Consider the following 24,441-nt stretch of genomic DNA (forward strand, 5'->3'; position numbering starts at 1 on the left):
CTCTCATTTTTTCATACGCTGCTTTGCATGCCCTCAACATAGAATTGCGAGACGGTTGCCAAGCCCTGCTGTGCGCTCTTTTATTCCTACTAATAGCTTCTAGTTTTACAGCCACCAGCAATTATTTGTCGAGGCACAGAAGTGAATATGAACAACAAACAAAAAGGATTTACCTTAATTGAACTGATGATAGTGGTCGCCATCATTGGCGTACTCTCCGCTATTGGCGTTCCTATGTATCAGGATTATGTGAAGAAGTCAGAGCTCGCCTCTGCCACTGCAACCTTAAGAGGTTTGCTCACCAAAACCGAGCTGTACTATCTAGACAACGGAGCGTTCCCCTCTTCCCTTGGTGACATCAACGCCGTTTCCAGTGCCGCAGGAAGTTTAGGAGAAATCAGTATTGCAACGAATGCCTTACAATTTACTTTTGATAGCACTAAAAGTTCATTAGATGGTGCGTCAGTTTCGTTTAGTCGAGATGAAAGCAACGGTTGGAGCTGTACTGTTAGTGGCGCTAGTGGCGTTGATGCGCCAAAAGGTTGCCAGTGAGTCATCCTTTAATCCACATACTCTCTCCAACTTTACTAACAGCAAAACAAGCTGAGGTATTGTTGGAGCGAGAAGCTCTTTCCACTGAACAATTACTGTATAGAGTTTCTCAGGTTAGCGGTCACTCTCAGGCCGATATCAGCAAATTTTTAGCTAATCAGCATCAGTTACATTACGAGCCTCAACCTACACAGCAATTTGAACTCACAAAAGTGATGGCGATTATCATTGAGCTTAAACTAGAGCCTATCACCCTAACTCAGCCGCTCATTCCCATTGCATTAAGCAAACACGGCTTACAATTACTCAGCTACGATCCTTGCCTAAAAACGCTCGCATTAGAATTGCAATTTCATCATAACCTTCCAACACAACTGATACTGACCGACCTTGAGCAATTCCAATTTCTACAGCAAAAAGTACATAGTGAGCTAAAAGATCATCATAACTCAAACGAACACGCGAGCTTGCTATTTGAGGTCATGCAAATCAGCTTACAGCGCAATGCTTCCGATATTCATATTGAACCGGATAAAGAGCAAGCTCGGATACGGATGCGTTGTGATGGGCTACTGATTAGCGTCATGACGCTATCCAATCGTGAAATAAAAGCGCTCATAAGCCAGATAAAGATCAATGCTGAGCTAGATATTGCAGAGCAACGTTTACCGCAAGACGGGCGAATGCATTATTCCCTTTCTGAGGAACAATCTATCGAACTGCGCGTCGCCACACTGCCGACATTATGGGGCGAGAAACTGGTGATGAGGTTAGCCAACAATACTCAAGCACTGCCAACATTAAATCAGTTAGGAATGAACCAAGCACAGCACGCTTTACTTGAACAAGAATTGCATCAACCGCAAGGGCTGATATTAGTCACCGGCCCTACTGGCAGTGGTAAAACGATCACTCTTTATTCTTGTCTCAATAATATTGCCAATGACAACATCAATATTTGTACGGTTGAAGATCCGGTCGAGATCCACTTAGCGGGCTTTAATCAGATACAAGTGAACGCCAATATCGCCCTCACCTTTGCCAAATGTTTACGCTCGCTGCTTCGGCAAGATCCTGACGTGATTATGCTTGGTGAAATTCGCGATCAAGAAACAGCTGAAATGGCGATACAAGCAGCGCAAACCGGGCATCTAGTGCTCTCGACACTGCATACCAACTCAGCCTTTAGCGCGTTAGACCGCCTTTATCAATTAGGCATTCATCCCCCCGATTTGCAAAGCAGTTTACGGCTAGTGATTGCACAAAGGTTATTGCGTAAAAGCTGTCCGTATTGTGCCAAGTTTGCTGAAAACAGCGGCTGTTTTCAATGTAATCAGGGATACAAGGGCCGAGTCGGTATTTTTGAACTGCTGCCAATCAATCGTGAGCTATTGCAACAAGTCACCCAGCCAAGCTTCAATGCGCAGCAAATAACAGCGAACTTGGTTTCACAGCAAGATCTCAAAGCCTGCGCAACGCAACTGCTCAAGCAAGGCCTCACTACAACACAAGAGCTGCAAAGAGTATTAGGGCATGGGTAAACTTCGTCTTTATTACTGGCTAGGGGTGAACTCATGCGGGCAAAAAACCACAGGCAGTCAATTGGCATACTCTGCCGAGCAATTACAAAGAGAAATTAAGCGTAAAGGAATTCATTTACAAAAAAGTATCGCCAAACCTATGCCCTTCTTTAGCAGTATCAAACACAGCGTCAATGATCGCCAGATCACCACCTTCACACAGCAACTGGCAATCATGCTAGATGCAGGGCTTCCTATCAGCTTGGCAATGCAAGAGCTCAGCCAATCTAATTCTCGACAAGGGCTAAGCGCATTGCTCGAAGAGCTGACTTTTCAGGTTCAGCAAGGACATTCGCTATCCACCGCCATGCAAGGCTTTACTCACTTTGATGCTCTGTATTTGCAGTTTGTTCATATTGGAGAGAGTAATGGCGATCTCGCGCAAGCACTGAACTACTGCGCCGAACATAGAGAGAAAAACCACCAGCTGATAAAACAGATCAAATCGGCACTGATTTACCCTCTATCGGTGCTGATAGTCGCCTGCATTGTCATGATCATTATGATGATCTTCGTGGTTCCACAATTCTCCAGTCTATTTCGAAGCTTTGGTGCGGAGCTTCCAGCTTTAACGCAATTTACCTTAGATGCTTCGCAGTGGTTTCAAGCGCATATTGGCACAATCCTTATTGCCACTGCGGTGGTTGGTATGAGTGTGCACATCCTAATACGCAAAAGCCCAGCAGTGCGCCGTCAATGCGCTCAATTGCTTTTAAAGCTCCCCATACTTGGGCCGTGCATTTTAGTCGGAGAATTGGCTCGTTTTAATCTGTTATTGTGCAATGGCATTCAAGCCGGACTGCCTCTTTTATCCTGTTTAGACAATGCCATAGGCGCCATACACAACCCTTTTCTTAAACACAAACTCAGTGGTATTCATCATCAAATCCGCGCAGGAAGCAGTTTTAGCTTGGCTCTGTCCTCGGTATCTATTGTTCCTCCCTTAATGTTAAAAATGCTTAATATTGGCGAGCTAACAGGCAGACTGGCGTTTATGACCGAAAAACTGGCTAGACTGTTTGAAGAGCAACTTAATGAGTCCACCAACAAGATAGGTCAGCTGATTGAGCCGTTAATGATTGTTTTTCTTGGCAGCTTAGTCGGCGGGTTGGTGTTATCTATGTATTTGCCTATTTTTAGCCTTATGAACGCGGTTGGTTAGCTTTATCTCTATGATAAGGATAAACAAGTGTCCAAAGTTGCGATAACATACCTATAGAATTTTTTATTGTGAGCCGACCATGCTCGATTATTATTTTACGTACTTCCCAATGCTGTTCCCGATATTGGTGACCATTCTTGGTTTGATTATTGGTAGCTTTCTCAATGTAGTGATCCATCGACTTCCTATCATGATGGAAAGAGAATGGCAGAAAGAGTTTGCTGAAGCCTATCCTGAGCTTAAATTAAAAGTCCCTGAAGGGGTGTTTAATATCAGCCTACCCGGCTCACATTGCCCTAAATGCAACACTCCAATAAAAGCTAAAGACAATATTCCAGTATTGGGCTGGCTGTGCCTTAAAGGTCGTTGCCGTGCTTGTAGCACTAAAATCAGTGCGCGTTACCCTCTGATTGAGCTGTTATCTGGCGCATTATGCTTAACCATTTCTCTGTATTTTTCTCCGAGTTTATACGCGGTCGCATTACTTGGGTTTACTTGGGTATTGATCTGCGCCACCTTTATTGACCTTGATACTATGCTGCTGCCTGACAGCCTGACCTTACCTTTAATGTGGGCAGGTATTGCGCTGTCTGTACTCGGTATCAGCCCTATCCCACTACCTGATGCCATTATTGGTGCTATGGCAGGCTACCTGTCTCTATGGAGTGTCTACTGGCTGTTTAAACTGCTCACTGGCAAGGAAGGTATGGGTTATGGCGACTTTAAACTGTTAGCCGCGCTAGGAGCGTGGTTAGGTTGGCAATCACTGCCTTTGATCATTTTGTTGTCGTCTCTAGTTGGGCTGATTTTTGGCATTATTCAGCTGCGCCTTAAAAAACAAGGCATCGAGAAAGCCTTTCCTTTTGGTCCGTATCTGGCAATTGCCGGTTGGGTCTATTTGATTGTGGGTAATGATATTGTGGCTTGGTATCTAAGCCATTACATCCCAGCTTATTAATAACGATTTACTAGAAGGATTGAGTCATGGGATTAGTCATAGGTATCACAGGTGGTATAGGTAGCGGAAAAACAACCGTCGCCAATCATTTTCATGACAATTACCACATCGATATCGTAGATGCTGACCTTGTGGCAAGAGAAGTGGTTGAACCCGGCAGTGACGGTCTACAGGCTATAATTACTCAATTTGGTGGTGACATCATCCATAGTGATGGCACGCTCAATCGAGTAAAACTGCGTGAATTGGTTTTTGCCGATCCTAAAAATAAAGCCTGGATCGACCAACTCCTTCACCCAATGATACGACAAAGAATGCAGCAGCAACTGCAACAATCAACATCTGCTTACTGTTTATTAGTGATTCCACTGATGGCAGAAAACAATTTGCAGAGCATGGCTGATAAAGTATTAGTCGTTGATGTATCACCAGAAACACAAATACAGCGCACCTTAGCCAGGGATGGTGTGTCTAAAGAGCAGGTGCAAGCGATATTAAAAGCACAAGCGAGCAGAGAGCAAAGATTAGCCATTGCTGACGATATTATTAGCAATGATGGCTGTAGCGAATTGCTAACTGAAAAAATTGCTCAGTTACATCGTAAATATCTGGCGTTATGCAAATGATTTCGTGACAATACCTATTATGTCTAAAGCAGGATGCAATATATGACCATTCAAAAATATGAACATCCTCTGAATGAGAAAACCAGAACTTACCTGCGTATTGAAAGCCTTCTACGTCAGATGCAACACTGTGCCACTTTTTCAGATACACAACATTATCAAGTTCTGTTTCGTTCACTGTTTGATCTTTTAGATATATTTGAACAGATTCAGCTCAAACCAGAAATTCTAAAAGATCTCGATAAACTCAAATTAACCTATAGCAACTGGCTAAATGTACCCGGTGTCGATCAGCAACGTCTGCAAGGTTTACTCAATGAAATCGCTTTGGTGCACACTGAGGTGATGCAGGCGCAACGATTTGGTACAGAGCTAAAAGAAGACAGTTTCTTGTCCTCTATTCGACAGCGCTTTAACTTACCCGGCGGCGCCTGTTGCTTTGACTTACCCGCATTGCACTATTGGCTCCACCAGCCGTTAGAAAAACGTATGGCAGATGCTCATCAATGGTTGACCTCTTTGGCGCCACTAAATCATGCTCTGCAACAATGGTTAAACCTAACTAGAAGCTCAGCACAATTTACCTCACAAATTGCGCGCAGTGGCTTTTATCAAAGTGATGCCCATGAAGCCAATATATTAAGGATTCATTTTAATCATGATCATGGGGTATACCCTATGGTTTCGGGACATAAGAACCGTTTTGCGATAAAGTTCATTCACTTTGATACTGGACAAGCCAGTACCCAAGATATTGAGTTTGAATTGGCCATTTGCAGTTAGTAATTCCCCTTACTGGCGTAGCCAGTTTTGGATACTGCAAAGCCAATACGCTAAAATAACCCAATGGGTACACATAAACCGAGAGAATGAAACATGAGCAAAATTACCATCGTACCTTGCCCAACCTGTGGTGTAGATGTTGAGTGGGGAGAACAGAGCCCACATCGCCCTTTCTGTAGCAAGAAGTGTCAAATGATCGACTTTGGAACTTGGGCAGATGAAGAGAACGCCATTGCCGGCGCACCTGATATGTCAGACAGTGACGGTTGGTCAGAAGATCAGTACTAAGCTGATAGCTGATACAAGTAAACAGATAAAAAACGACAGATAAAAAAACGGGAGCCAACTGGCTCCCGTTTAACTTTATGAGAAATGCAGGTTGTGCATTACTTCTTAGCAAGTTTCTCTTTAATACGAGCTGACTTACCAGAACGCTCACGTAGGTAGTACAACTTGGCACGACGTACTGCACCACGGCGTTTAACTTCAATGCTATCAACCATTGGAGAGTGAGTTTGGAATGTACGCTCAACACCTTCACCGTTCGAGATTTTACGAACTGTGAATGCAGAGTGTAGACCACGGTTACGAATAGCGATTACAACGCCTTCGAATGCCTGTAGACGCTCACGGTCGCCTTCTTTAACTTTAACTTGAACTACTACAGTGTCACCAGGTGCGAATGTAGGTAGGTCTTGTTTCATTTGCTCTTGCTCAAGAGCGTTGATGATATTACTCATGTTTCTATACCCTAGAATAAACTGAATCTATATTTAATAGGTTACTTGCTGTCTTTGCTCGTGCGCTTTCGCTCAATCACGAACTCGGCTAGTAAATTTTCCTGTTCGTCAGTCAGAGCTAGGTTTTCCAGCATCTCTGGCCTTCTTAGCCAAGTACGGCCTAACGATTGTTTTAATCGCCAGCGACGAATGTCCTTATGATTTCCAGATTTCAGTACCGCAGGTACTTCTTCTCCGTCTAACACTTCAGGACGCGTATAGTGGGGACAATCCAGTAACCCATTAGCAAAGGAATCTTCCTCTGCTGACGCAAAATCTCCTAATACACCCGGAATAAACCGAGATACAGAGTCGATTAAGGTCATGGCTGGTAGTTCACCACCTGTCATCACAAAATCACCAATTGACCATTCTTCGTCAACTTCGGATTGAATGATGCGCTCATCTACCCCTTCATAGCGACCACAAATAAGAAGCAAGTTCTCGCTTGTTGCCAACTCTTCTACGCCTTGCTGGTCGAGCTTGCGACCTTGAGGGCTAAGATAGATAACCTTCGTCTTGCCGGGTGCTGCTTGTTTGGCTGTGTTAATAGCATCGCGCAAAGGCTGTACCATCATCAACATGCCAGGGCCGCCCCCGTAAGGTCTATCATCAACAGTGCGATGTTTGTCATGAGTAAAATCGCGGGGATTCCACGTTTCTACCGACAAAAGACCTTTTTTTACCGCTTGACCTGTTACACCAAAATCAGTGACAGAGCGGAACATCTCTGGAAACAGGCTTATTATGCCAACCCACATAGTTCACTCTCTAATTTTGATTTAAAAGGCAGGATCCCAGTCAACTTCGATCCGTTGAGCTTCGCGATCAACTTTGATGATCACTTGCTCTTCAAGGAACGGAATTAATCGTTCCTTTTGGCCAAAAGCATCTTTCAAATTAGCTTTCACTACTAAAACATCGTTTGAACCCGTCTCAAGCATGTCTGAGACTTCGCCTAGGTCGTAACCTTTTGTGGTTACAACCTTCATTCCAAACAATTCACGCCAGTAGAATTCTTCTTCTGACAGTTCCGGTAATGAAGATGGGGCTACCGAGATTTCAAAGTTAGTCAATAGATGCGCGTCTTCACGTACATCAAGACCTTCCAGCTTACACACATAACCTTTGTTATGACGCTTCCAGCTTTCTACTTTGTGCTCTACCCATGTCCCCTTTTGGTTCAAAAACCAAGGGCTATAATTGAAGATGTTTTCAGCATCGTCTGTAAAGGAATGAACTTTAAGCCAACCACGAATGCCATAAGTAGCGCCGAGCTTTCCTACAACAATTTTCTCGTTTTGTTCACTCATTCATTCTTTTCCTTACATCAAGATATTTGCTGATTAAGCCGCTTTTTGAGCGTCTTTAACTAGCTTAGCTACGCGGTCAGAAACTGTAGCGCCTTGTGAAACCCAATGGTTCACACGGTCTAGGTCTAAACGTAGACCTTCTTCTTGACCTTGAGCAGTAGGGTTGAAGAAACCTACTTTCTCGATGAAACGACCAGTAGCTGCGCGACGGCTGTCCGCTACTACGATTTGATAAAATGGACGCTTTTTAGCGCCGTGACGTGCCAAACGAATGGTAACCATGTCGTCCTCTTTGCTTTCTCAATAATAAAATTAACCCCAAACGACTCTTAACAGAGTTGTGTGGGGTCTCGTGCCAAAATGAAGCTCGGGAATTTTACTCTTATTCCCAGTCTTTGCAAGGGGTTTAGCTATTTTTTAGCCAACTAATTGAATGTGACCCAGTTAACAGTTTAAAAAATAGAGGCTAAAAAAAGCAAAGGCCCCAATAAATTGGAGCCTTGCGAGACTATAAGCAAATAGTTCATGGCTTATCGGCCAAATGGTCCACCCATTCCGCCCATACCGCCGCCACCCATGCCGCCCATCATGCCTTGCATGTTGCGCATCATGCCGCGCATGCCACCTTTCTGCATTTTTTTCATCATTTTCTGCATCTGGGTGAATTGCTTAAGCAAGCGGTTAACGTCTTGTACTTGAGTACCAGAACCTGCCGCGATACGTTTTTTACGTGAGCCTTTAATAAGCTCTGGGCGTAGACGCTCTTTCATGGTCATTGAGCTGATGATCGCTTCCATCTGCTTGAACATTTTGTCGTCGACTTTGTCTTTTACATTGTCAGGTAGGTTACTCATGCCAGGCAATTTGCCCATCATGCTCGCCATACCGCCCATGTTTTGCATTTGACCAAGCTGTTCACGGAAATCTTCAAGGTCGAAACCTTTCTTCTCCTTGAACTTCTTCGCCATTTTTTGAGCTTTTTCAGTATCAACGTTGCGCTGTAGATCTTCGATAAGAGACAGTACGTCGCCCATACCTAAGATACGTGAAGCAATACGATCTGGGTGGAAAGCTTCTAGTGCGTCGGTTTTTTCACCCACACCCAAGAACTTGATTGGCTTACCGGTAATCTGTTTAACAGAAAGCGCCGCACCACCACGTGCATCACCATCAACCTTAGTTAGAATCACACCGGTTAGTGGTAGAGCATCGCCAAAGGCTTTGGCTGTGTTCGCCGCATCTTGACCTGTCATGGCATCAACCACGAATAAGGTTTCAACAGGGTTGATTGCAGTATGCAGCTGCTGAATCTCAGCCATCATTTCTTCATCGACCGCTAAACGACCGGCGGTATCGACCAAGAGTACGTCGTAGAATTTCTTCTTCGCGTGGTCAATCGCCGCATTAGCAATATCGATAGGCTTTTGGTCAGCACTAGATGGGAAGAAATCCACACCCACATCAGCGGCCAATGTTTCTAACTGTTTGATCGCCGCAGGGCGGTAAACATCGACAGAAACAACCAATACTTTTTTCTTATCACGTTCAGATAGAAGCTTAGACAGTTTACCTACACTGGTGGTTTTACCCGCACCTTGTAGACCTGCCATCAATACTACCGCTGGCGGTTGCGCTGCTAGGTTAAGCCCTTCGTTGGACTCCCCCATCACAGCTTCTAATTCAGACTGAACAATCTTAATGAATTCTTGACCCGGAGTGAGAGATTTAGAAACCTCAACACCCACAGCTCCCTCTTTCACGCGTTTAATAAATTCACGTACAACAGGAAGGGCTACATCCGCCTCAAGAAGTGCCATGCGCACTTCACGTAGCGTCTCTTTTATATTGTCTTCGGTCAGACGACCTTTACCGCTGATGTTCTTCAGCGTCTTGGATAAACGTTCACTTAAGTTATCAAACATCTTGCTCTCTTCGCGTGAAATTGCGATTCATTAGGTAAAGTATAACCCAGAGGCACTATTTACAAAACCATGCAAAAGAAGTACATAGCCAGTAATGTGGTATTAGGTGTATAATTTTCTTTTAACTCTAAATACTAGTATCGACAATATATGAACTTTGTAGTTGTTATTTTAGCCGTGCTTTTATACTTAGCGGCAACCTTTCTTATCCTTCCCGGGCTGTTACGTCAGTCTGAGATAAATAAAAAAGTTGTTTTAAGCATAACCTCGATTGCTTTGATCCTACACTTTTCAACTCTCATCGAGACTATCTTTGCCTCATCAGGGCAAAATATGAGTATTCTCAATGTTGCTTCACTAGTTAGCTTTATTATTTCGTGTGCTTTAACCTTGGCAATGTTTAAGATCCGCTTGTGGTTCTTACTGCCTATTGCGTTTGGCTTTTCATGTTTAAGTCTTATCGCTGCTGAGTTTATCCCAGGTACGTTCATTACTCATTTTGAACACTCTCCGGGTTTAGTTATTCATATTATTCTGGCGCTATTTGCCTACGCTACACTCATGATTGCCGCGCTGTATGCTATGCAGTTGGCTTGGCTAGATTACAAATTAAAGCAAAAAACCTGTCAGGCATTAAATCCTAACCTACCTCCATTAATGAAGGTGGAGCGTCAGCTTTTCAATATCATTCTGATTGGTAATAGCCTACTTACCCTCACTTTGATCAGTGGCCCTATGTTTGTCGACGACTTCTTCAGTAGCGGCAAAACGCACAAAGCCCTGCTCTCTTTTATTGCTTGGCTAGTTTTTAATACTCTGCTTTGGGGGCATTATAAACTAGGTTGGCGCGGTAAAAAGGTTTCTTGGTTCTCAATTATTGGTGCTTTTATTCTAACACTGGCCTACTTTGGCAGTCGTTTCGTGCGCGAAATCATATTGACCTAACCTGCAATCTTAGTTTTATTGACACTGGCTCATAACTCATTCATTAATTGAAAAGACCATAACAAAAGGATTCTTTGCACTTGGACAACATATCAACGGAGTTATTATTCACTCTCCTTGCATGTCTTATCGTTATCTCCGGCTATTTCTCAGGCTCAGAAACAGGAATGATGTCTCTTAACCGTTATCGATTAAAGCATCTCTCTAATCAAGGGCATAAAGGGGCAAAGCGCGTTGAGAAGCTACTTGACCGTCCAGATCGCCTTATTGGTCTTATCCTTATCGGAAACAACCTCGTCAACATTTTGGCGTCAGCCATCGCTACCATCATAGGTATGCGCTTATACGGCGATCTAGGTGTGGCTATTGCAACCGGTGTATTGACCTTAGTGGTACTGGTCTTTGCCGAAGTGACTCCTAAAACTCTTGCCGCTATCTATCCTGAGCGCGTCTCTTATGCCAGTAGCCTGCTGTTAAGAGTGCTGATGAAGGTACTTGCGCCACTGGTTATTCTGGTTAACTTTATTACCAATGGCTTTCTGCGTTTACTCGGCATCAAAAGCTTAAACAATAAAGCTGATCATCTTAGCTCAGAAGAATTAAGAACCGTGGTCAACGAAGCAGGAAGCCTTATCCCAAGTCGTCACCAAGATATGTTGGTGTCTATTTTAGATTTAGAGCATGTGACCGTAGACGGCATCATGGTGCCACGTAACGAAATCACAGGTATCGATGTCAATGACGACTGGAAATCCATCGTTCGCCAGTTAACCCACTCTCCGCATGCGCGTGTGGTGCTGTATCGTGACCAAATTGATGAAGTGGTAGGTATGGTTCGCTTACGTGAAGCCTATCGCTTAATGCTAGAGAAGAATGAATTTAATAAACAGACACTGCTAAAGTCTGCCGACGAAATTTACTTTATTCCAGAAGGTACACCACTGAATGTGCAGTTGATAAAATTTCAACGTAACAATGAACGCATCGGTTTAGTGGTGGATGAATATGGCGACATTATTGGCCTAGTCACGCTCGAAGATATTCTAGAAGAGATTGTGGGCGAGTTTACCACTTCTATGGCGCCGAGCTTAGCCGAAGAGATCACCCCGCAAGCGGATGGTTGCTATCTCATAGAGGGCAGTGCCAACATCAGGGACATCAACAAAGGTTTGCAGTGGAGCTTACCTACCGATGGTCCGCGAACGCTTAATGGTTTGATTTTAGAGCACCTGCAAGACCTTCCTGAAACCAACATCAGTATCATGATTGCAGAGCACAATATGGAAGTGATCGACTTTTCGGAAAACAAAATCAAAATGGTTAAAGTGCATCCGATACAGTAATACCTATCAGCTAACAGACATAAAAAAGGCTCCTTAATCGGAGCCTTTTTCACGAGTATTACCCAATCACACTTTTAGTGTTTGTAGCATCTCTTCTGGCAGTGCTAATTCGTCATTCTTATTCACAGATACACCCGCTTCTAAGATAGCGCTAGCAATGGCTTTTGCTTCTTCTAGAGAGTGCATTGCCGCTGTACCACATTGGTATTCGTTCAGCTCAGGAATTTTGTTTTGACCTTCTACTTTAAGTACATCGTGCATAGATGCAATCCAAGCAGTTGCCACTTCTGACTCTGATGGTGTACCAATTAGGCTCATGTAGAAACCAGTACGGCAACCCATTGGAGAAATATCAATGATCTCCACAGCCGCACCGTTTAAGTGGTTACGCATAAAGCCTGCGTAAAGGTGTTCAAGAGTATGGATACCCGTCTCAGACAAAATGTCTTTGTTTGGCTGAGTAAAACGAAGATCGAAGACAGTAATCGTATCACCGCTTGGAGTCTGCATTGTTTTAGCCACACGTACAGCTGGTGCATTCATTTTAGTGTGGTCAACGGTAAAACTATCTAGTAAAGGCATATCGGCTCTCCAAGGTTATTTCAGATACGCAAAGTAATCTTTTAAGTATTGTTCAAAATCTACCGCATCGGCAGCTTCGATTTGATGTTGCTTATTGAGTGAATCAGTCACTTCTTGATCCATGATCTCTTTCGAATAAGCACCGTAGTTATGTTGACGATATTGCTCTTGATAGCTGTCGCCTAACTGCATACCAAATTGATTGTTACCGCCATATTGTTTCACTTTTTCCAGCATTTTGCCCGATAGTGTCAGCTCTGGCTCATCAATCCATTCACGCAGTTCAGTTAATACATCTTGGTAATCGTTAGTACCATGTGCTGCATCCATCTCTTTGGCGATCATTTCAAATTGATCAAAGATGCTGTGTACCCACTGTTGCAAGGTTAACTTCTCACCATCACAACCTATGGTTAAATACACGCCCTTACGACGACCTTCGGTAATTACAGAATTCCAGTTACGCTGCCAACAGGTCAACTCACAGTCATCCATAGGCGCAGACTCACTCAGTGCACACCAAGTAATGAAGATATCTAAGAAACGTATTTGACGCTCACTGATACCAACAGAGCTAAATGGATTCACATCCAGTGCACGAACTTCGATATATTCAACACCGCCACGCTCTAGCGCTTCAGACGGTTTTTCACCGCTTTTCGCCACACGCTTAGGTCGAATTGGTGCGTACAGCTCGTTTTCAATTTGCAGAACATTGCTGTTCAGCTGTTTAAGGTGCCCGTCTTCTTCAAGACCAATCTTAGAAAACGCTTCTGATGGTGTGCGAATGGCTCTATTTAAACCTTGCAGATACTCTTCAACGCTATTAAAGCTGATTTTTAGATCGCTTTGCTCGCTATTGGTGTAGCCCAAATCGCTTAAACGTAAAGAGGTGGCATGTGGAAGATATAAAGTGTCATCCAACTCTTCAAAAGGAAGATTGGTTTCACGCCCTTTGACAAAGGTATTGCAAATGGCTGGTGACGCACCGAAGAAGTATGGGATTAACCAACCAAAACGATAGTAGTTTCGAATCAGGCCAAAGTAAGCCTCTGATTTCGATGCTTGGCGAGCGGCTTGGTCTTGCTCGCCATATAAGCTATCCCAGAAGCTTTCTGGGAAAGAGAAATTAAAGTGCACGCCAGAGATGATTTGCATCAAGCTACCATAACGATGCTTTAGACCTTGACGGTACAAGGTTTTCATTCGTCCTGGATTAGAGGTGCCGTATTGGGCAAGCTCAATATCATCTTCATTTTGTACCGCACAAGGCATAGACAATGGCCAAAGTTGCTGACCGTCTAGTTTACTGTGTGCGTAGTGATGAATATCCTGCAATTGAGCTAGCAGCTCTGGAATATCGTGCGAGACAGGAGTGATAAACTCCATCAAAGATTCTGAGAAATCTGTCGTGATCCATTGATGAGTTAAGGGAGACCCTAAACTCTCTGGATGCGGAGTAATTGCGATTTGCCCATCGGGGTTATAGCGTAGCGTCTCTCGCTCCACTCCACGTCCATACTGTTTAAATACCTGCTTGTTAGCAGTTACCTGCTTCAGGCGCTGAGAAAAAATAGTCAAAACAAGATCACTTATATATTTAGAGAGTACTCTCTCAATAGACAGTCCAGCATCTAATGAATAAATGCTGGACATACAACTGCTTTATAGATGGGTCAATTAAGGCTCAATTTCAAGTGTTTGAATCGGGAAATTTAGCGTCTTAAGCTGAGGCATTAACTGTTTAGCATCGCCAACCACAATAATTTGATAGTCAGCAGGCTTAAACCACTTACTCGCAACCTCGTTAAGTGTTTGTTTAGAAACATCTGCAACTATGCTATTGCGAGTGGCTAAATAGTCATGATCCAAATTGTAAGTCAGTATTGAGCTTAATAAATAGGCTTTTTGCTCAGGGGTTTCATACTTAAGAGCATCTTGTTGCCCCACGGCTAAACGCATGAACTCAATTTCTTTATCAGTAAAGCCCTCTTTTGAGGCCTTGTCCATCTCTTTAATGATCTCCTCAATAGCAGGAGCGGTAACGTCCGCTCTCACTTGAGCGCTGACCACAAAGGCACCTAACTCTCTATTACCAGTGACATAACTGCTTGCACCATAGGTGTAGCCTTTATCTTCACGCAAGTTTTGATTGATGCGACTGTTAAAGTTGCCACCTAAATTAAAGTTGGCTAATTGCGCCAAATAGCTCTCGCCGGTGGCATCAAAAGGCAGTCCACGTCGTACTAAGCGCACAACAGATTGCGGTGCGCCCGGCTTATCAACCACATACAGTTTTTGTGGCGCTGGTTTGGTCAACTTGTGATGACGTAGCATAGGAATCACTTCCCCCTGCCACTGTTGTAAGCTGCGAAGCTCTTTCTTCACTTGTGACTCAGAGATATCGCCAACCACTAAGATTTGCGTCCCTTTAGGCGTATAGAACTTATTATGGAAATTCTTCACATCTTGCAAAGTCAGGCTTTTCACCGACGGCATAGTACCGGATGAAGAACGAGCATAAATGCTATTGCCATACAGCACTTCTCTGGTCGCCTGAGAAGCCAACCAGCTTGGGGTTTGATGTTCATACACCACACCTTCTAGCATCTGACGTTTTACGCGAGCAAAGTCTTCTTTACTAAATAAAGGTTGGAAAAAGGCTTTTTCTACCAGTGCCATAGTCGCGGTAAAGTTCTTACTTAAACTTGAAACGGTCAAGGTTGTCGCATATTGACCAGCACTCAATGATGCCGAACTGCCCAATTTATCCAGCTCAGCTTGAAGCGCCTCACTGCTTAATAAAGTGCTTCCCTCTGCCACCATAGAAGCGGTCAAACTGGCTAACCCTTCTTTACCTCGCGGCGCATAACGATTACCCGCTGGCATTCTGATCTGCATCATCACCGTTGGCGTTTCTGAGGTTTTACTGCCCAGCACTTCGATATCATTTTGCAGATGGAATGAATAAAGCTCTGGCATGGTGCCTGTAACCGCTGATTGAACTTGCGGCATCACCGAGCGATCAAAATCGTCATGCACAAAACGATACTCTAAATCACTGTCGGTAATTTTTTGATGCTCAGGTAATGTTCTTGGTGGCGTAACAAACGTTGCCTCTTTCGCCGCCAATTGCAGTTTACCTTTCGGCACAACAGATAAGGTCACTTTGTGCTTATTATGAATAAACCTTTGATAAGCTTTATAGATAGAATCCGGCGTGACTTGGTGCAAACGATCTAACTCGATTTGCAAACGATCTGGCTGCTGATAGAAGGTTTCGTTTGCAGCCAGTTGCGCCACTTTGCCGTGCACACTTTGCAAAGCAAAAATGGAGCTCGACTCGGCGATGCCTAACACTTGTTGTAATACATCAGGGTCGATATCCGAAGTCTGCATACCTTCAATGATGTCATACACTTCATCATACAAAGGGGTCAGGTCGGCGCGCTTGCGTGAATCAGCCATAACGTACACATAAAAATTACACGACAGTTCTTCACAGCGATGGAAAGCACCAGCATCTAAAGCTTTGCCTGTCTTGACTAATTTTTGATACAGAATACTGTTTCTACCACTGCCTAATACCGTGGCTAATACATCAAGATCCGCATTATGTTGCTCGCCAAGATAAGTGGTAGGCCAGCCAATCACGAGCATAGGTTGCTGTATGCGATCTTCTAGGGTGATATAACGATCTTCGTTAAGTACCGCCGGCTGTTTTGGCGCAGCTTTCACTTCTGGCCCTTTTGGAATAGAAGCAAAGTATTTTTCTACCCATTGCAGCACTTGCTGAGTATCGAAATCCCCGCCTATGGTCAGTACCGCGTTATTCGGGCCATACCAACGCAAGAAAAAGGCTTTGAGATCGTTCACATCAACTTTGTCGAGATCTTCAACATAACCAATTGTTTGCCATGAATATGGGTGGCCTTCTGGATACATGGCCTCACCCATTTTCTCCCACATTAAACCATAAGGGCGGTTTTCATAATTTTGTGCACGCTCGTTTTTCACTGTGGAGCGTTGTATTTCAAATTTATGTTGAGAGACGGCCTCTAGCAAGAATCCCATACGATCAGATTCTAACCACAGAATTTTTTCTAATTGATTGGACGGTACGGTTTCAAAGTAGTTGGTGCGATCGCTATTGGTTGTCCCATTTAGCGAGCCACCAGCTTGAGTAATCAGTTTAAAATGCTCTTGATCAGCAACATGCTTAGAGCCTTGGAACATCATATGTTCAAAGAAATGCGCAAAACCCGATTTACCGATTTCTTCTCTTGCAGAGCCCACATGATAAGTCACATCAACGTGCACTAAAGGGTCGGAATGATCAGGGGCTAAAATTAAGGTTAAACCGTTTTCTAGCTTATATTTTGCGTAGGCAATTGAGGCTGTGCCCGGAGTCGCATCAACTTGCTCCACCAATTGAATGCCTAAATCGCTCGATTTCAATTCTGCAGGTTTATCTTGAGAGCTACAGGCAGAAAGTAGCGCTACAGCAGTGAGCGCTCCTACTAACTTATACTTCGACAATGACAAATTGAAATGAGGTAAAATCATTAATATTCCTTATAGATTACTTAAACTAGTAAATAACCAAACTAGCGTTACATAACGAACCAGTTTTCCAAAAGTGATCAGCAGCAGACAGGGTAAAAAGCGCATCCGAAGCCATCCAGCTGTTAAACATAATGTATCACCAATAATTGGTGCCCAGCTAAATAATAACGTCCAATATCCATATTTATGTAACCAAGCTATAGCCTTATGACCATGCTTTGCTCCTTGAGTTCGATTCGGGATCCACAAACCAATCCAATAGTTGGTTAATCCTCCCAAGGTATTGCCTAAAGTCGCCACAATTATAATGTCTGAGACTGGGTGTTGATGCTGACTGAGTGCGCCAAGCAACGCAGCTTCAGAGCCTCCAGGTAAAAGCGTGGCACTTAAAAATCCGGTAATAAATAATAAAGTGAGAGTAGAGCCTGCAAGCAAGGTATCTAATTGAGCAAATATGGCATCCACTAAATGATGTCCTCAACGGGAAATACAGACATCGGTAACACCTGATACGTCATGAGCCTAAGCGGCATAATATTGTTGTCTAATTTAAAAGAAGTCGTGTGACATAGTACCGATTATCATATTGAAGATCATTGTTTTGCGGTGTTATTTGGTTGTACTCAGAGCAAAACAGGTGGCGTTGGTCTCCTAGAACGGCTGGCTGGCTAACTCGTTTGTGCCCCGAAATAATTTTGAATATTTATTCAGTTCGAGTATCTACTCAATATAAGCTCTAATTTTTCTTATGTTCAATTTGTTTAAATGCGTTCAGGTACTTTTACCAAGGGTTGTGGAAGTGAAGGACCGATGCCTTGTTTGTTATCTTTAAGTGATAACATGCCGGCTCGTTTTTATGTGACGATGAAGTGAAATATTTGATATATATTCTTTGTTTTTCAGTAATTTATGGTGGGTTGTTTGCAAGTTGGGCTAGCGTAAAAATGAGCTAGCCTGTTATTAAGAGTGTTATAACTCAAAGTGGAGATTCTAGTGAAATCAAACAAAAAAGTATTTTTTGCAGGTCTTATCGTTTTGGTGGTTTCTATTCCTGTTTTAGCGGACATATTTACACCTAGCCCTTCTTGTTCTAAACCGATAAAGCCCTATGAGTTCACATCACAATGGCAACTAGATAGTTTTAATAATGACGTGCAGAGGTACAAGCGGTGCATTCAAAACTTTATAAGCGAACAAAATAGAGCCGTTAAAACTCATCAACAAGCAGCAAACAATGCAATTAATGAGTGGAATAGATTTGTTCAATATGAGCTTAATTGAGTTATAACAAGTTACTCAAAAGGACGCAAAACGCTGGCTTGTACTCATTCGTCGCTAATTTTAGCCAAGCATTTATGCCCCCATTAGTAAGGCATTGATATGCAAACCCAAAGTTCGGAATAGTCAGTGATAAAATATTTGTACGGTAAAAAATGTTACTTGGGACCTCTTCTGCAAGGAAATGTTGGGTTCAGATTTAGTGATTTGTCTCATTATTCTCGAATGGAAAATGAGATGATGAAAGACGAAGAAATGTCTAAACGGTTTCTTATTAATAAGAATGAGGGCACTTTAAAAATTAATGACCACGTCATTAACCCTGAAGATTTGGTTGGTGACCCTCAAGTACGCATTAATACACAACATTGTTTTTGTTTATGCTTTAGTAATAGAAAAGACAGTTCTGAACTCTACGAGAAATTCAAAGCCGATGTTTGTATTGAAGTTAATGTCACCGAATTTGAAGAATTTCTTAGGGACTTGTTTACTCAAAAATTTCAAGGTATGTCTGTTATTGGTCGAGACATAATGTATTACGACAAGTATTTACTACCATCCACCTCTGATGCTGTAGATCTTGTCTTCTATAAACCGTCAAGTTTTAGTCATGAAGTGGAATATCGAATTGCTTTATTTTATCCCTTAAACAAACCGGGATTTGCAGATGAAAATGGTAATGTCATTCCATTCATAAAAGATGACGAATCAATCCATATTACAATGACTAGCACAAATAAAGGTTTTTTCAATCAATTCATTGGAAAAGTATATGAAGCGTAAATGAAAATGTGCATAACCATTTAAGAGTGACTCTCAACGCTTGCCATTTTTATTTGTCGTGTTGAGTTCTGTGTTTACGGTGTCCAATTATGAGTTTAAAAGTCATATTAAAATAACTCTCAGAACAAATGTTAACTCCAGAAAAACGCCTTAATAGACACTCTATTAAGGCGTTTTGATTTCTGTACCAACCTATGTTTATAGCAAAGTACAATAGCTTGGCATTAACTTTTTAGACTTGTACTTTTATTAACCCACTAGCGCCAGCAAAATACCCGCAGCAACGGCAGAGCCAAGTACACCCGCTACGTTTGGCCCCATTGCGTGCATTAACAAGAAGTTTTGTGGGTTGGCATCTAGACCTACCTTATTCACCACTCGTGCGGCCATTGGGACGGCGGAAACGCCTGCTGCGCCAATTAATGGGTTAATGTCTTCTTTAGATACCTTATTCAGCAGTTTCGCCATTAGAACGCCACCTGCTGTACCAATACTAAAGGCTACTGCGCCTAAGCCAAGAATACCTAGTGTTTCAACATTTAAGAATTTATCCGCTTGCAGTTTAGAGCCTACGCCTAAACCTAAGAAGATAGTTACAATGTTGATCAACTCGTTCTGAGCGGTTTTGCTAAGACGATCCACCACACCGGCTTCACGCATTAAGTTACCTAAACAGAACATTCCCACTAACGGAGAGGCTGATGGTAAAAAGAGTATGGCCATTAGCAATACGCCCAGAGGAAAACAGACTTTCTCTGCTTTACCAACATGACGTAATTGACCCATCTTGATCTTACGCTCTTCTGGGGTGGTCAAGGCTTTCATGATTGGTGGCTGGATAATCGGTACCAACGCCATATAGCTATACGCTGAAACCGCAATTGCGCCTAGCAGTTCGGGTGATAACCGACTGGCTAAGAAGATGGCGGTTGGCCCATCCGCACCACCGATGATGGCGATAGATGATGCGTCTGCCAAACTAAATTCCATGCCCGGTACATAGTTAAGTAAGATTGCGCCAAACAAAGTCGCAAAAATACCAAACTGAGCCGCCGCGCCTAACCAAAGTGTTTTAGGGTTAGCGATCAAGGCACCAAAATCGGTCATTGCGCCTACGCCCATGAAGATAAGTAATGGGAAGATCCCCGTCGAGATCCCCACTTCATAGACGTAATACAGCAGACCACCCGGCTCGGTAAAGCCGGTATTTGGAATGTTTGCCAATACTGCACCAAAACCAATTGGCAGTAATAATAGGGGCTCAAATCCCTTACGAATGGCAAGAAATAGCAGACCACAACCGACCAAGATCATACAGATTTGGCCAAATTCAAAGTTAGCGATGCCCGTCTCTTGCCAGAGAATAATTAAACCATCCATGTTGTTTCCTTACGCTAGGCTAAGTAACGGTGAACCAACAGAGACAGCATCTCCTTCTTTAACATGTAAACCTTGTACTACGCCGCCTCTTGCTGCGCGCACTTCAGTTTCCATTTTCATCGCTTCTAGGATAAGCAGTACATCGCCCTCTTCCACAACTTCACCACTGCTTACATTCACTTTAAAGATATTACCCGCTAAAGGCGCTGGAATATCTTCGGCATCGGTTTGAGGTGCAGGAGCAGCCGCTGGGGCTTGTTGTGCAGCAGCTGGAGCTATAGAGGTAAGCTCTCCTTGAGGGCCAACTTCTACGTTATACACTTGTCCGTCAACTTTAACGCTATACGCTTCAATTGCCGTATTGGTGCTTGTTGCTACGACTGCAGGCGCTTTTTCTTCTGCGGCTTCTGTGCCAGGCGCTGGTTCAAACATCGCAGGATTATGACGATTTTTCAGGAACTTAAGACCTACTTGCGGGAATAGCGCATAAGTCAGTACGTCATCTTCAATATCTTCTGCAAGTGAGATGCTTTCCTCTTTCGCTTTCTTTTGTAGCTCTAGAGTAAGGCCCGCAAATTCATCATCAATCAGATCCGCTGGGCGACACGTTACAGGCTCGGCACCATCAAGGACTTTTAACTGTAGCTCGCTGTTAAGCTCAGCAGGTGCTTTACCGTATTCACCTTTTAGGACACCAGCGGTTTCTTTAGTGATGCTCTTGTAGCGCTCACCAGTGAGGACATTAATCACCGCTTGCGTACCCACAATTTGCGAAGTTGGTGTAACTAAAGGGATATAGCCAAGATCTTTACGTACACGAGGGATCTCTTGCAATACTTCATCTAAACGATCGGCTGCGCCCTGCTCTTTAAGCTGGCCTTCCATATTAGTCAGCATTCCGCCTGGTACTTGAGCAATTAAGATGCGTGAATCCACACCTTTAAGCTGGCCTTCAAACTTGGCGTACTTTTTACGTACTTCGCGGAAGTAAGCGGCGATAGGTTCGATTTGATCAAGTTTCAGGTTAGTGTCGCGCTCAGTGCCTTCTAGCATAGCAACAACAGTTTCTGTTGGCGTATGCCCGTAAGTGCAACTCATAGATGAAATGGCGGTATCTAGAATATCTACGCCTGCTTCTACCGCTTTCACTGCTGTGGCAGTGCTTAATCCAGTAGTGGCATGACAATGCAAAGCAAGAGGCACATCACAAGACGCTTTAATGCGCGTGATAAGCTCTTCGGCTTCATACGGTTTAAGCAACCCAGACATGTCTTTGATACATAAAGAGTGACAGCCTAAATCTTCCAGTTTCTTAGCTAAATCAACCCACGTCTCTAAATTATGTACAGGGCTAGTGGTATACGAAAGTGTCCCTTGCGCATGCGCGCCAACATCGACCACTGATTTGACTGCGGTTTCAAAGTTACGTACGTCGTTCATCGCATCAAAGATACGAAATACATCCATACCGTTCAAATGAGCACGCTCTACAAATTTTTCTACCACGTCATCGCCATAGTGGCGGTATCCTAAAAGGTTTTGACCACGAAGTAGCATTTGCATTGGGGTATTAGGCATGGCTTTTTTAAGTTCACGCAGACGCTCCCACGGATCTTCACCTAAAAAACGAATGCACGAATCAAATGTCGCTCCACCCCAAGTTTCCAAAGACCAGTAACCCACTTTATCTAACTCAGCAGCGATAGGTAGCATGTCTTCTATACGCATACGAGTGGCAAACAAAGATTGATGTGCGTCTCGCAAGACCACATCAGTTATAGCTAGCGGTTTAGTCATTTTAATTAACTCCTTTTAATTTTTATATTCTATTGAGCTACAGTCGAGCGATGACGATGCACAGCGGCCGAAATAGCGGCCACAATTTTTGGATCGTTCTGAGCTGTCGAATCAGCAGTCTTAACTTGTTTTGTATTCTTGGGGCGTACAGGCGCAGTCGGTTGTTCAGTCGGAAGGAGTTTCGACATTAAGCGAACAACAAATACCAGTAATGTAAGAAAAAGAAAAACCATGGCCATACCAATAGCCATAATTGAGGCTGCTTCAGACAGCAAACCTGTGATGTTATCCATAATATTTATTCCCTTAGTTGTCATCCTGACAAAGTGATGCATTCACACCAAGCATCTGATTATCTAGATTGATAAGAGTTTGTCAATTTTCTTTACGCATATAATTGCACAGGAACAATTGCACATAAAATATCTGAAAGGAACAAGAAATGCGCAGATCTGCCAAAAACTTATCAAAAACGGCAAAAAGGCAACATTAAATGTTAATTTTTTGTGGGAAATGTGAATATTAAGATATAAAAAAACCCCGCCGAAGCGAGGTTTTAAAAAGTGGCGCGTCCTGGAGGATTCGAACCTCCGACCGCCTGGTTCGTAGCCAGGTACTCTATCCAGCTGAGCTAAGGACGCGCAATGCTTCTTTACAGAAGACTTTATAGAATTGCTGATATAGATATCAACATTTCGTTGTAGTGGCGCGTCCTGGAGGATTCGAACCTCCGACCGCCTGGTTCGTAGCCAGGTACTCTATCCAGCTGAGCTAAGGACGCGCAATGCTTCTTTGCAGAAGACTTTATAGAATTGCTGATATAGATATCAACATTTCGTTGTAGTGGCGCGTCCTGGAGGATTCGAACCTCCGACCGCCTGGTTCGTAGCCAGGTACTCTATCCAGCTGAGCTAAGGACGCGCAATGCTTCTTTGTAGAAGACTTTATAGAATTGCTGATATCGCTATCAACACTTCGTTGTAGTGGCGCGTCCTGGAGGATTCGAACCTCCGACCGCCTGGTTCGTAGCCAGGTACTCTATCCAGCTGAGCTAAGGACGCGCAATGCTTCTTTGCAGAAGACTTTATAGAACCGTTAATATTTCTATCAACCATTCGTTGTAATAGTGGCGCGTCCTGGAGGATTCGAACCTCCGACCGCCTGGTTCGTAGCCAGGTACTCTATCCAGCTGAGCTAAGGACGCACAATATTTTGTACAATGCTTGTTGTACAATTTTCTTTTTCAAGAATGTTCTCTTTCAAGAAGGGTGCGAAGTCTATCACACTTTCCAAAATGAGAAACAAAAAAATTGACCAAACGGTCAATAAATGGCGGTGAGGGAGGGATTCGAACCCTCGATACGGCTACAAACCGTATACTCCCTTAGCAGGGGAGCGCCTTCGGCCACTCGGCCACCTCACCGCATTATATTTTATATCGAATAAACGATATGGCGCGTCCTGGAGGATTCGAACCTCCGACCGCCTGGTTCGTAGCCAGGTACTCTATCCAGCTGAGCTAAGGACGCGCATTGTTCTCGATTAAGAGAGTTCGCAAGAATGGCGGTGAGGGAGGGATTCGAACCCTCGATACGGCTACAAACCGTATACTCCCTTAGCAGGGGAGCGCCTTCGGCCACTCGGCCACCTCACCGTCTTGCGGAGGCACATATTACGATTTACCAAAAATATGTCAAACATTTTATTAGTAAAATGACAGAAAAATCAGTCAACAGAACAACTTTCAACCAAACCGTTCAAAATTGTCAGTTATATGTGTTTATTATCCCCTCAAAACAGAAAGACTAACCCTTAGGTTAGCCTTTATAGAAAAACTTAGTAGTTGCCTGTCGCAACGTTTCCATTTCCTTTTTCTGCCTGGATACGCATATAGATTTCTTCACGATGCACAGAAACTTCTTTTGGTGCATTTACACCGATACGTACTTGGTTACCTTTAACACCTAATACGGTCACAGTAACCTCATCCCCTATCATTAGGGTTTCGCCAACGCGGCGAGTCAAAATTAGCATTTGATAGCTCCTTGCTGTCACTCAAATTCATTTGAGATCCATTATTCAACAAAAATAA

At 43.5% G+C, this 24,441-nt stretch carries 24 protein-coding genes and 8 tRNA genes; 11 read left to right on the forward strand and 21 right to left on the reverse strand.

The window, feature by feature from the left end:
- The first annotated feature begins 147 nt into the window (after positions 1–147).
- The 7 genes from OCU38_RS10255 (at position 148) to yacG (ending at position 5,949) form a co-directional block, all read left to right on the forward strand.
- Positions 148–552 carry a pilin gene (locus OCU38_RS10255; RefSeq protein WP_261823003.1) on the forward strand — a complete coding sequence of 135 codons (405 nt, stop codon included), beginning with the start codon at positions 148–150 and terminating at the stop codon, positions 550–552.
- Positions 549–2,093, forward strand: a complete 1,545-nt coding sequence (locus OCU38_RS10260; protein WP_261823004.1) for a GspE/PulE family protein — start codon at positions 549–551, stop codon at positions 2,091–2,093. Before OCU38_RS10255 ends, OCU38_RS10260 begins: the two co-directional genes overlap by 4 nt.
- Positions 2,086–3,294 carry a type II secretion system F family protein gene (locus tag OCU38_RS10265; protein WP_261823005.1) on the forward strand — a complete coding sequence of 403 codons (1,209 nt, stop codon included), beginning with the start codon at positions 2,086–2,088 and terminating at the stop codon, positions 3,292–3,294. The genes OCU38_RS10260 and OCU38_RS10265 overlap by 8 nt, the downstream gene beginning before the upstream one ends.
- 79 nt (positions 3,295–3,373) lie before the next feature.
- The gene (locus tag OCU38_RS10270) at positions 3,374–4,252 is read left to right on the forward strand and encodes a prepilin peptidase (RefSeq protein ID WP_261823006.1); all 879 of its coding nucleotides are present in this window, start codon (positions 3,374–3,376) and stop codon (positions 4,250–4,252) included.
- A gap of 26 nt (positions 4,253–4,278) precedes the next feature.
- A complete protein-coding gene (gene coaE / locus OCU38_RS10275; protein ID WP_261823007.1) occupies positions 4,279–4,878 on the forward strand; it encodes a dephospho-CoA kinase in 600 nt (199 codons plus the stop codon).
- Positions 4,879–4,920: 42 nt separating this feature from the next.
- The gene (zapD, locus tag OCU38_RS10280) at positions 4,921–5,661 is read left to right on the forward strand and encodes a cell division protein ZapD (protein WP_261823008.1); all 741 of its coding nucleotides are present in this window, start codon (positions 4,921–4,923) and stop codon (positions 5,659–5,661) included.
- Between the two features lie 93 nt (positions 5,662–5,754).
- Positions 5,755–5,949, forward strand: a complete 195-nt coding sequence (gene yacG / locus OCU38_RS10285; protein ID WP_152819457.1) for a DNA gyrase inhibitor YacG — start codon at positions 5,755–5,757, stop codon at positions 5,947–5,949.
- Between the two features lie 98 nt (positions 5,950–6,047).
- Here the strand turns inward: yacG and rplS are convergent, their stop codons facing one another.
- The 5 genes from rplS to ffh form a co-directional block, all read right to left on the reverse strand.
- On the reverse strand, positions 6,048–6,401 hold the full coding sequence (gene rplS / locus OCU38_RS10290) for a 50S ribosomal protein L19 (RefSeq protein ID WP_021712249.1): 354 nt from the start codon (positions 6,399–6,401) through the stop codon (positions 6,048–6,050).
- Positions 6,402–6,442: 41 nt separating this feature from the next.
- Positions 6,443–7,201, reverse strand: coding sequence for a tRNA (guanosine(37)-N1)-methyltransferase TrmD (trmD, locus tag OCU38_RS10295; protein ID WP_021712250.1), 759 nt, complete (start codon positions 7,199–7,201; stop codon positions 6,443–6,445).
- A gap of 21 nt (positions 7,202–7,222) precedes the next feature.
- Positions 7,223–7,753 carry a ribosome maturation factor RimM gene (rimM, locus tag OCU38_RS10300; protein WP_021712251.1) on the reverse strand — a complete coding sequence of 177 codons (531 nt, stop codon included), beginning with the start codon at positions 7,751–7,753 and terminating at the stop codon, positions 7,223–7,225.
- 33 nt (positions 7,754–7,786) lie between these two features.
- Positions 7,787–8,035 carry a 30S ribosomal protein S16 gene (gene rpsP / locus OCU38_RS10305; protein WP_017027436.1) on the reverse strand — a complete coding sequence of 83 codons (249 nt, stop codon included), beginning with the start codon at positions 8,033–8,035 and terminating at the stop codon, positions 7,787–7,789.
- Between the two features lie 248 nt (positions 8,036–8,283).
- On the reverse strand, positions 8,284–9,675 hold the full coding sequence (gene ffh, locus OCU38_RS10310) for a signal recognition particle protein (RefSeq protein ID WP_261823009.1): 1,392 nt from the start codon (positions 9,673–9,675) through the stop codon (positions 8,284–8,286).
- Between the two features lie 150 nt (positions 9,676–9,825).
- On the opposite strand from ffh, the gene OCU38_RS10315 reads away from it, so the two are divergent.
- Both OCU38_RS10315 and OCU38_RS10320 read left to right on the forward strand, forming a co-directional pair.
- The gene (locus OCU38_RS10315) at positions 9,826–10,620 is read left to right on the forward strand and encodes a cytochrome C assembly family protein (protein ID WP_261823010.1); all 795 of its coding nucleotides are present in this window, start codon (positions 9,826–9,828) and stop codon (positions 10,618–10,620) included.
- Positions 10,621–10,700: 80 nt separating this feature from the next.
- A complete protein-coding gene (locus OCU38_RS10320; RefSeq protein ID WP_261823011.1) occupies positions 10,701–11,963 on the forward strand; it encodes an HlyC/CorC family transporter in 1,263 nt (420 codons plus the stop codon).
- Between the two features lie 66 nt (positions 11,964–12,029).
- Here the strand turns inward: OCU38_RS10320 and luxS are convergent, their stop codons facing one another.
- The 4 genes from luxS to OCU38_RS10340 form a co-directional block, all read right to left on the reverse strand.
- Complete coding sequence (luxS, locus tag OCU38_RS10325; protein WP_261823012.1) at positions 12,030–12,545, reverse strand: S-ribosylhomocysteine lyase; 516 nt, start codon at positions 12,543–12,545, stop codon at positions 12,030–12,032.
- Between the two features lie 15 nt (positions 12,546–12,560).
- Positions 12,561–14,126 (reverse strand): glutamate--cysteine ligase, encoded by a 1,566-nt coding sequence (gene gshA, locus OCU38_RS10330; protein ID WP_261824279.1) that lies wholly within the window; start codon positions 14,124–14,126, stop codon positions 12,561–12,563.
- Positions 14,127–14,225: 99 nt separating this feature from the next.
- Entirely contained in the window at positions 14,226–17,111 is a 2,886-nt protein-coding gene (locus OCU38_RS10335; RefSeq protein WP_261823013.1) for a M16 family metallopeptidase, read from the reverse strand.
- A 9-nt stretch (positions 17,112–17,120) separates the two neighbouring features.
- A complete protein-coding gene (locus OCU38_RS10340; RefSeq protein WP_261823014.1) occupies positions 17,121–17,576 on the reverse strand; it encodes a YqaA family protein in 456 nt (151 codons plus the stop codon).
- A gap of 528 nt (positions 17,577–18,104) precedes the next feature.
- Between OCU38_RS10340 and OCU38_RS10345 the strand changes: the two genes are divergently transcribed.
- A complete protein-coding gene (locus tag OCU38_RS10345; protein ID WP_261823015.1) occupies positions 18,105–18,392 on the forward strand; it encodes a hypothetical protein in 288 nt (95 codons plus the stop codon).
- Positions 18,393–18,626: 234 nt separating this feature from the next.
- Complete coding sequence (locus tag OCU38_RS10350) at positions 18,627–19,172, forward strand: hypothetical protein (RefSeq protein ID WP_261823016.1); 546 nt, start codon at positions 18,627–18,629, stop codon at positions 19,170–19,172.
- A 249-nt stretch (positions 19,173–19,421) separates the two neighbouring features.
- Here OCU38_RS10350 and OCU38_RS10355 read toward each other — a convergent pair whose 3' ends face one another.
- The 12 genes from OCU38_RS10355 to csrA form a co-directional block, all read right to left on the reverse strand.
- Complete coding sequence (locus OCU38_RS10355) at positions 19,422–20,552, reverse strand: sodium ion-translocating decarboxylase subunit beta (RefSeq protein ID WP_261823017.1); 1,131 nt, start codon at positions 20,550–20,552, stop codon at positions 19,422–19,424.
- A gap of 9 nt (positions 20,553–20,561) precedes the next feature.
- Positions 20,562–22,349, reverse strand: a complete 1,788-nt coding sequence (oadA, locus tag OCU38_RS10360) for a sodium-extruding oxaloacetate decarboxylase subunit alpha (protein WP_261823018.1) — start codon at positions 22,347–22,349, stop codon at positions 20,562–20,564.
- A 29-nt stretch (positions 22,350–22,378) separates the two neighbouring features.
- Entirely contained in the window at positions 22,379–22,642 is a 264-nt protein-coding gene (locus OCU38_RS10365) for an oxaloacetate decarboxylase subunit gamma (RefSeq protein ID WP_023405660.1), read from the reverse strand.
- A 271-nt stretch (positions 22,643–22,913) separates the two neighbouring features.
- Positions 22,914–22,990, reverse strand: a tRNA-Arg gene (locus OCU38_RS10370).
- 63 nt (positions 22,991–23,053) lie between these two features.
- Positions 23,054–23,130: transfer RNA gene (locus OCU38_RS10375), tRNA-Arg, on the reverse strand.
- Positions 23,131–23,193: 63 nt separating this feature from the next.
- Positions 23,194–23,270: transfer RNA gene (locus OCU38_RS10380), tRNA-Arg, on the reverse strand.
- A gap of 63 nt (positions 23,271–23,333) precedes the next feature.
- Positions 23,334–23,410 (reverse strand) — tRNA-Arg (locus tag OCU38_RS10385).
- Positions 23,411–23,476: 66 nt separating this feature from the next.
- A tRNA-Arg gene (locus OCU38_RS10390) sits at positions 23,477–23,553 on the reverse strand.
- 126 nt (positions 23,554–23,679) lie between these two features.
- A tRNA-Ser gene (locus tag OCU38_RS10395) sits at positions 23,680–23,772 on the reverse strand.
- A 29-nt stretch (positions 23,773–23,801) separates the two neighbouring features.
- A tRNA-Arg gene (locus OCU38_RS10400) sits at positions 23,802–23,878 on the reverse strand.
- 32 nt (positions 23,879–23,910) lie between these two features.
- Positions 23,911–24,003 (reverse strand) — tRNA-Ser (locus OCU38_RS10405).
- Between the two features lie 182 nt (positions 24,004–24,185).
- Positions 24,186–24,383 carry a carbon storage regulator CsrA gene (gene csrA, locus OCU38_RS10410; protein WP_021712262.1) on the reverse strand — a complete coding sequence of 66 codons (198 nt, stop codon included), beginning with the start codon at positions 24,381–24,383 and terminating at the stop codon, positions 24,186–24,188.
- Positions 24,384–24,441: the final 58 nt, after the last annotated feature.

The sequence above is a fragment of the Vibrio neonatus genome, assembly GCF_024346975.1.
Taxonomy (GTDB): domain Bacteria; phylum Pseudomonadota; class Gammaproteobacteria; order Enterobacterales; family Vibrionaceae; genus Vibrio; species Vibrio neonatus.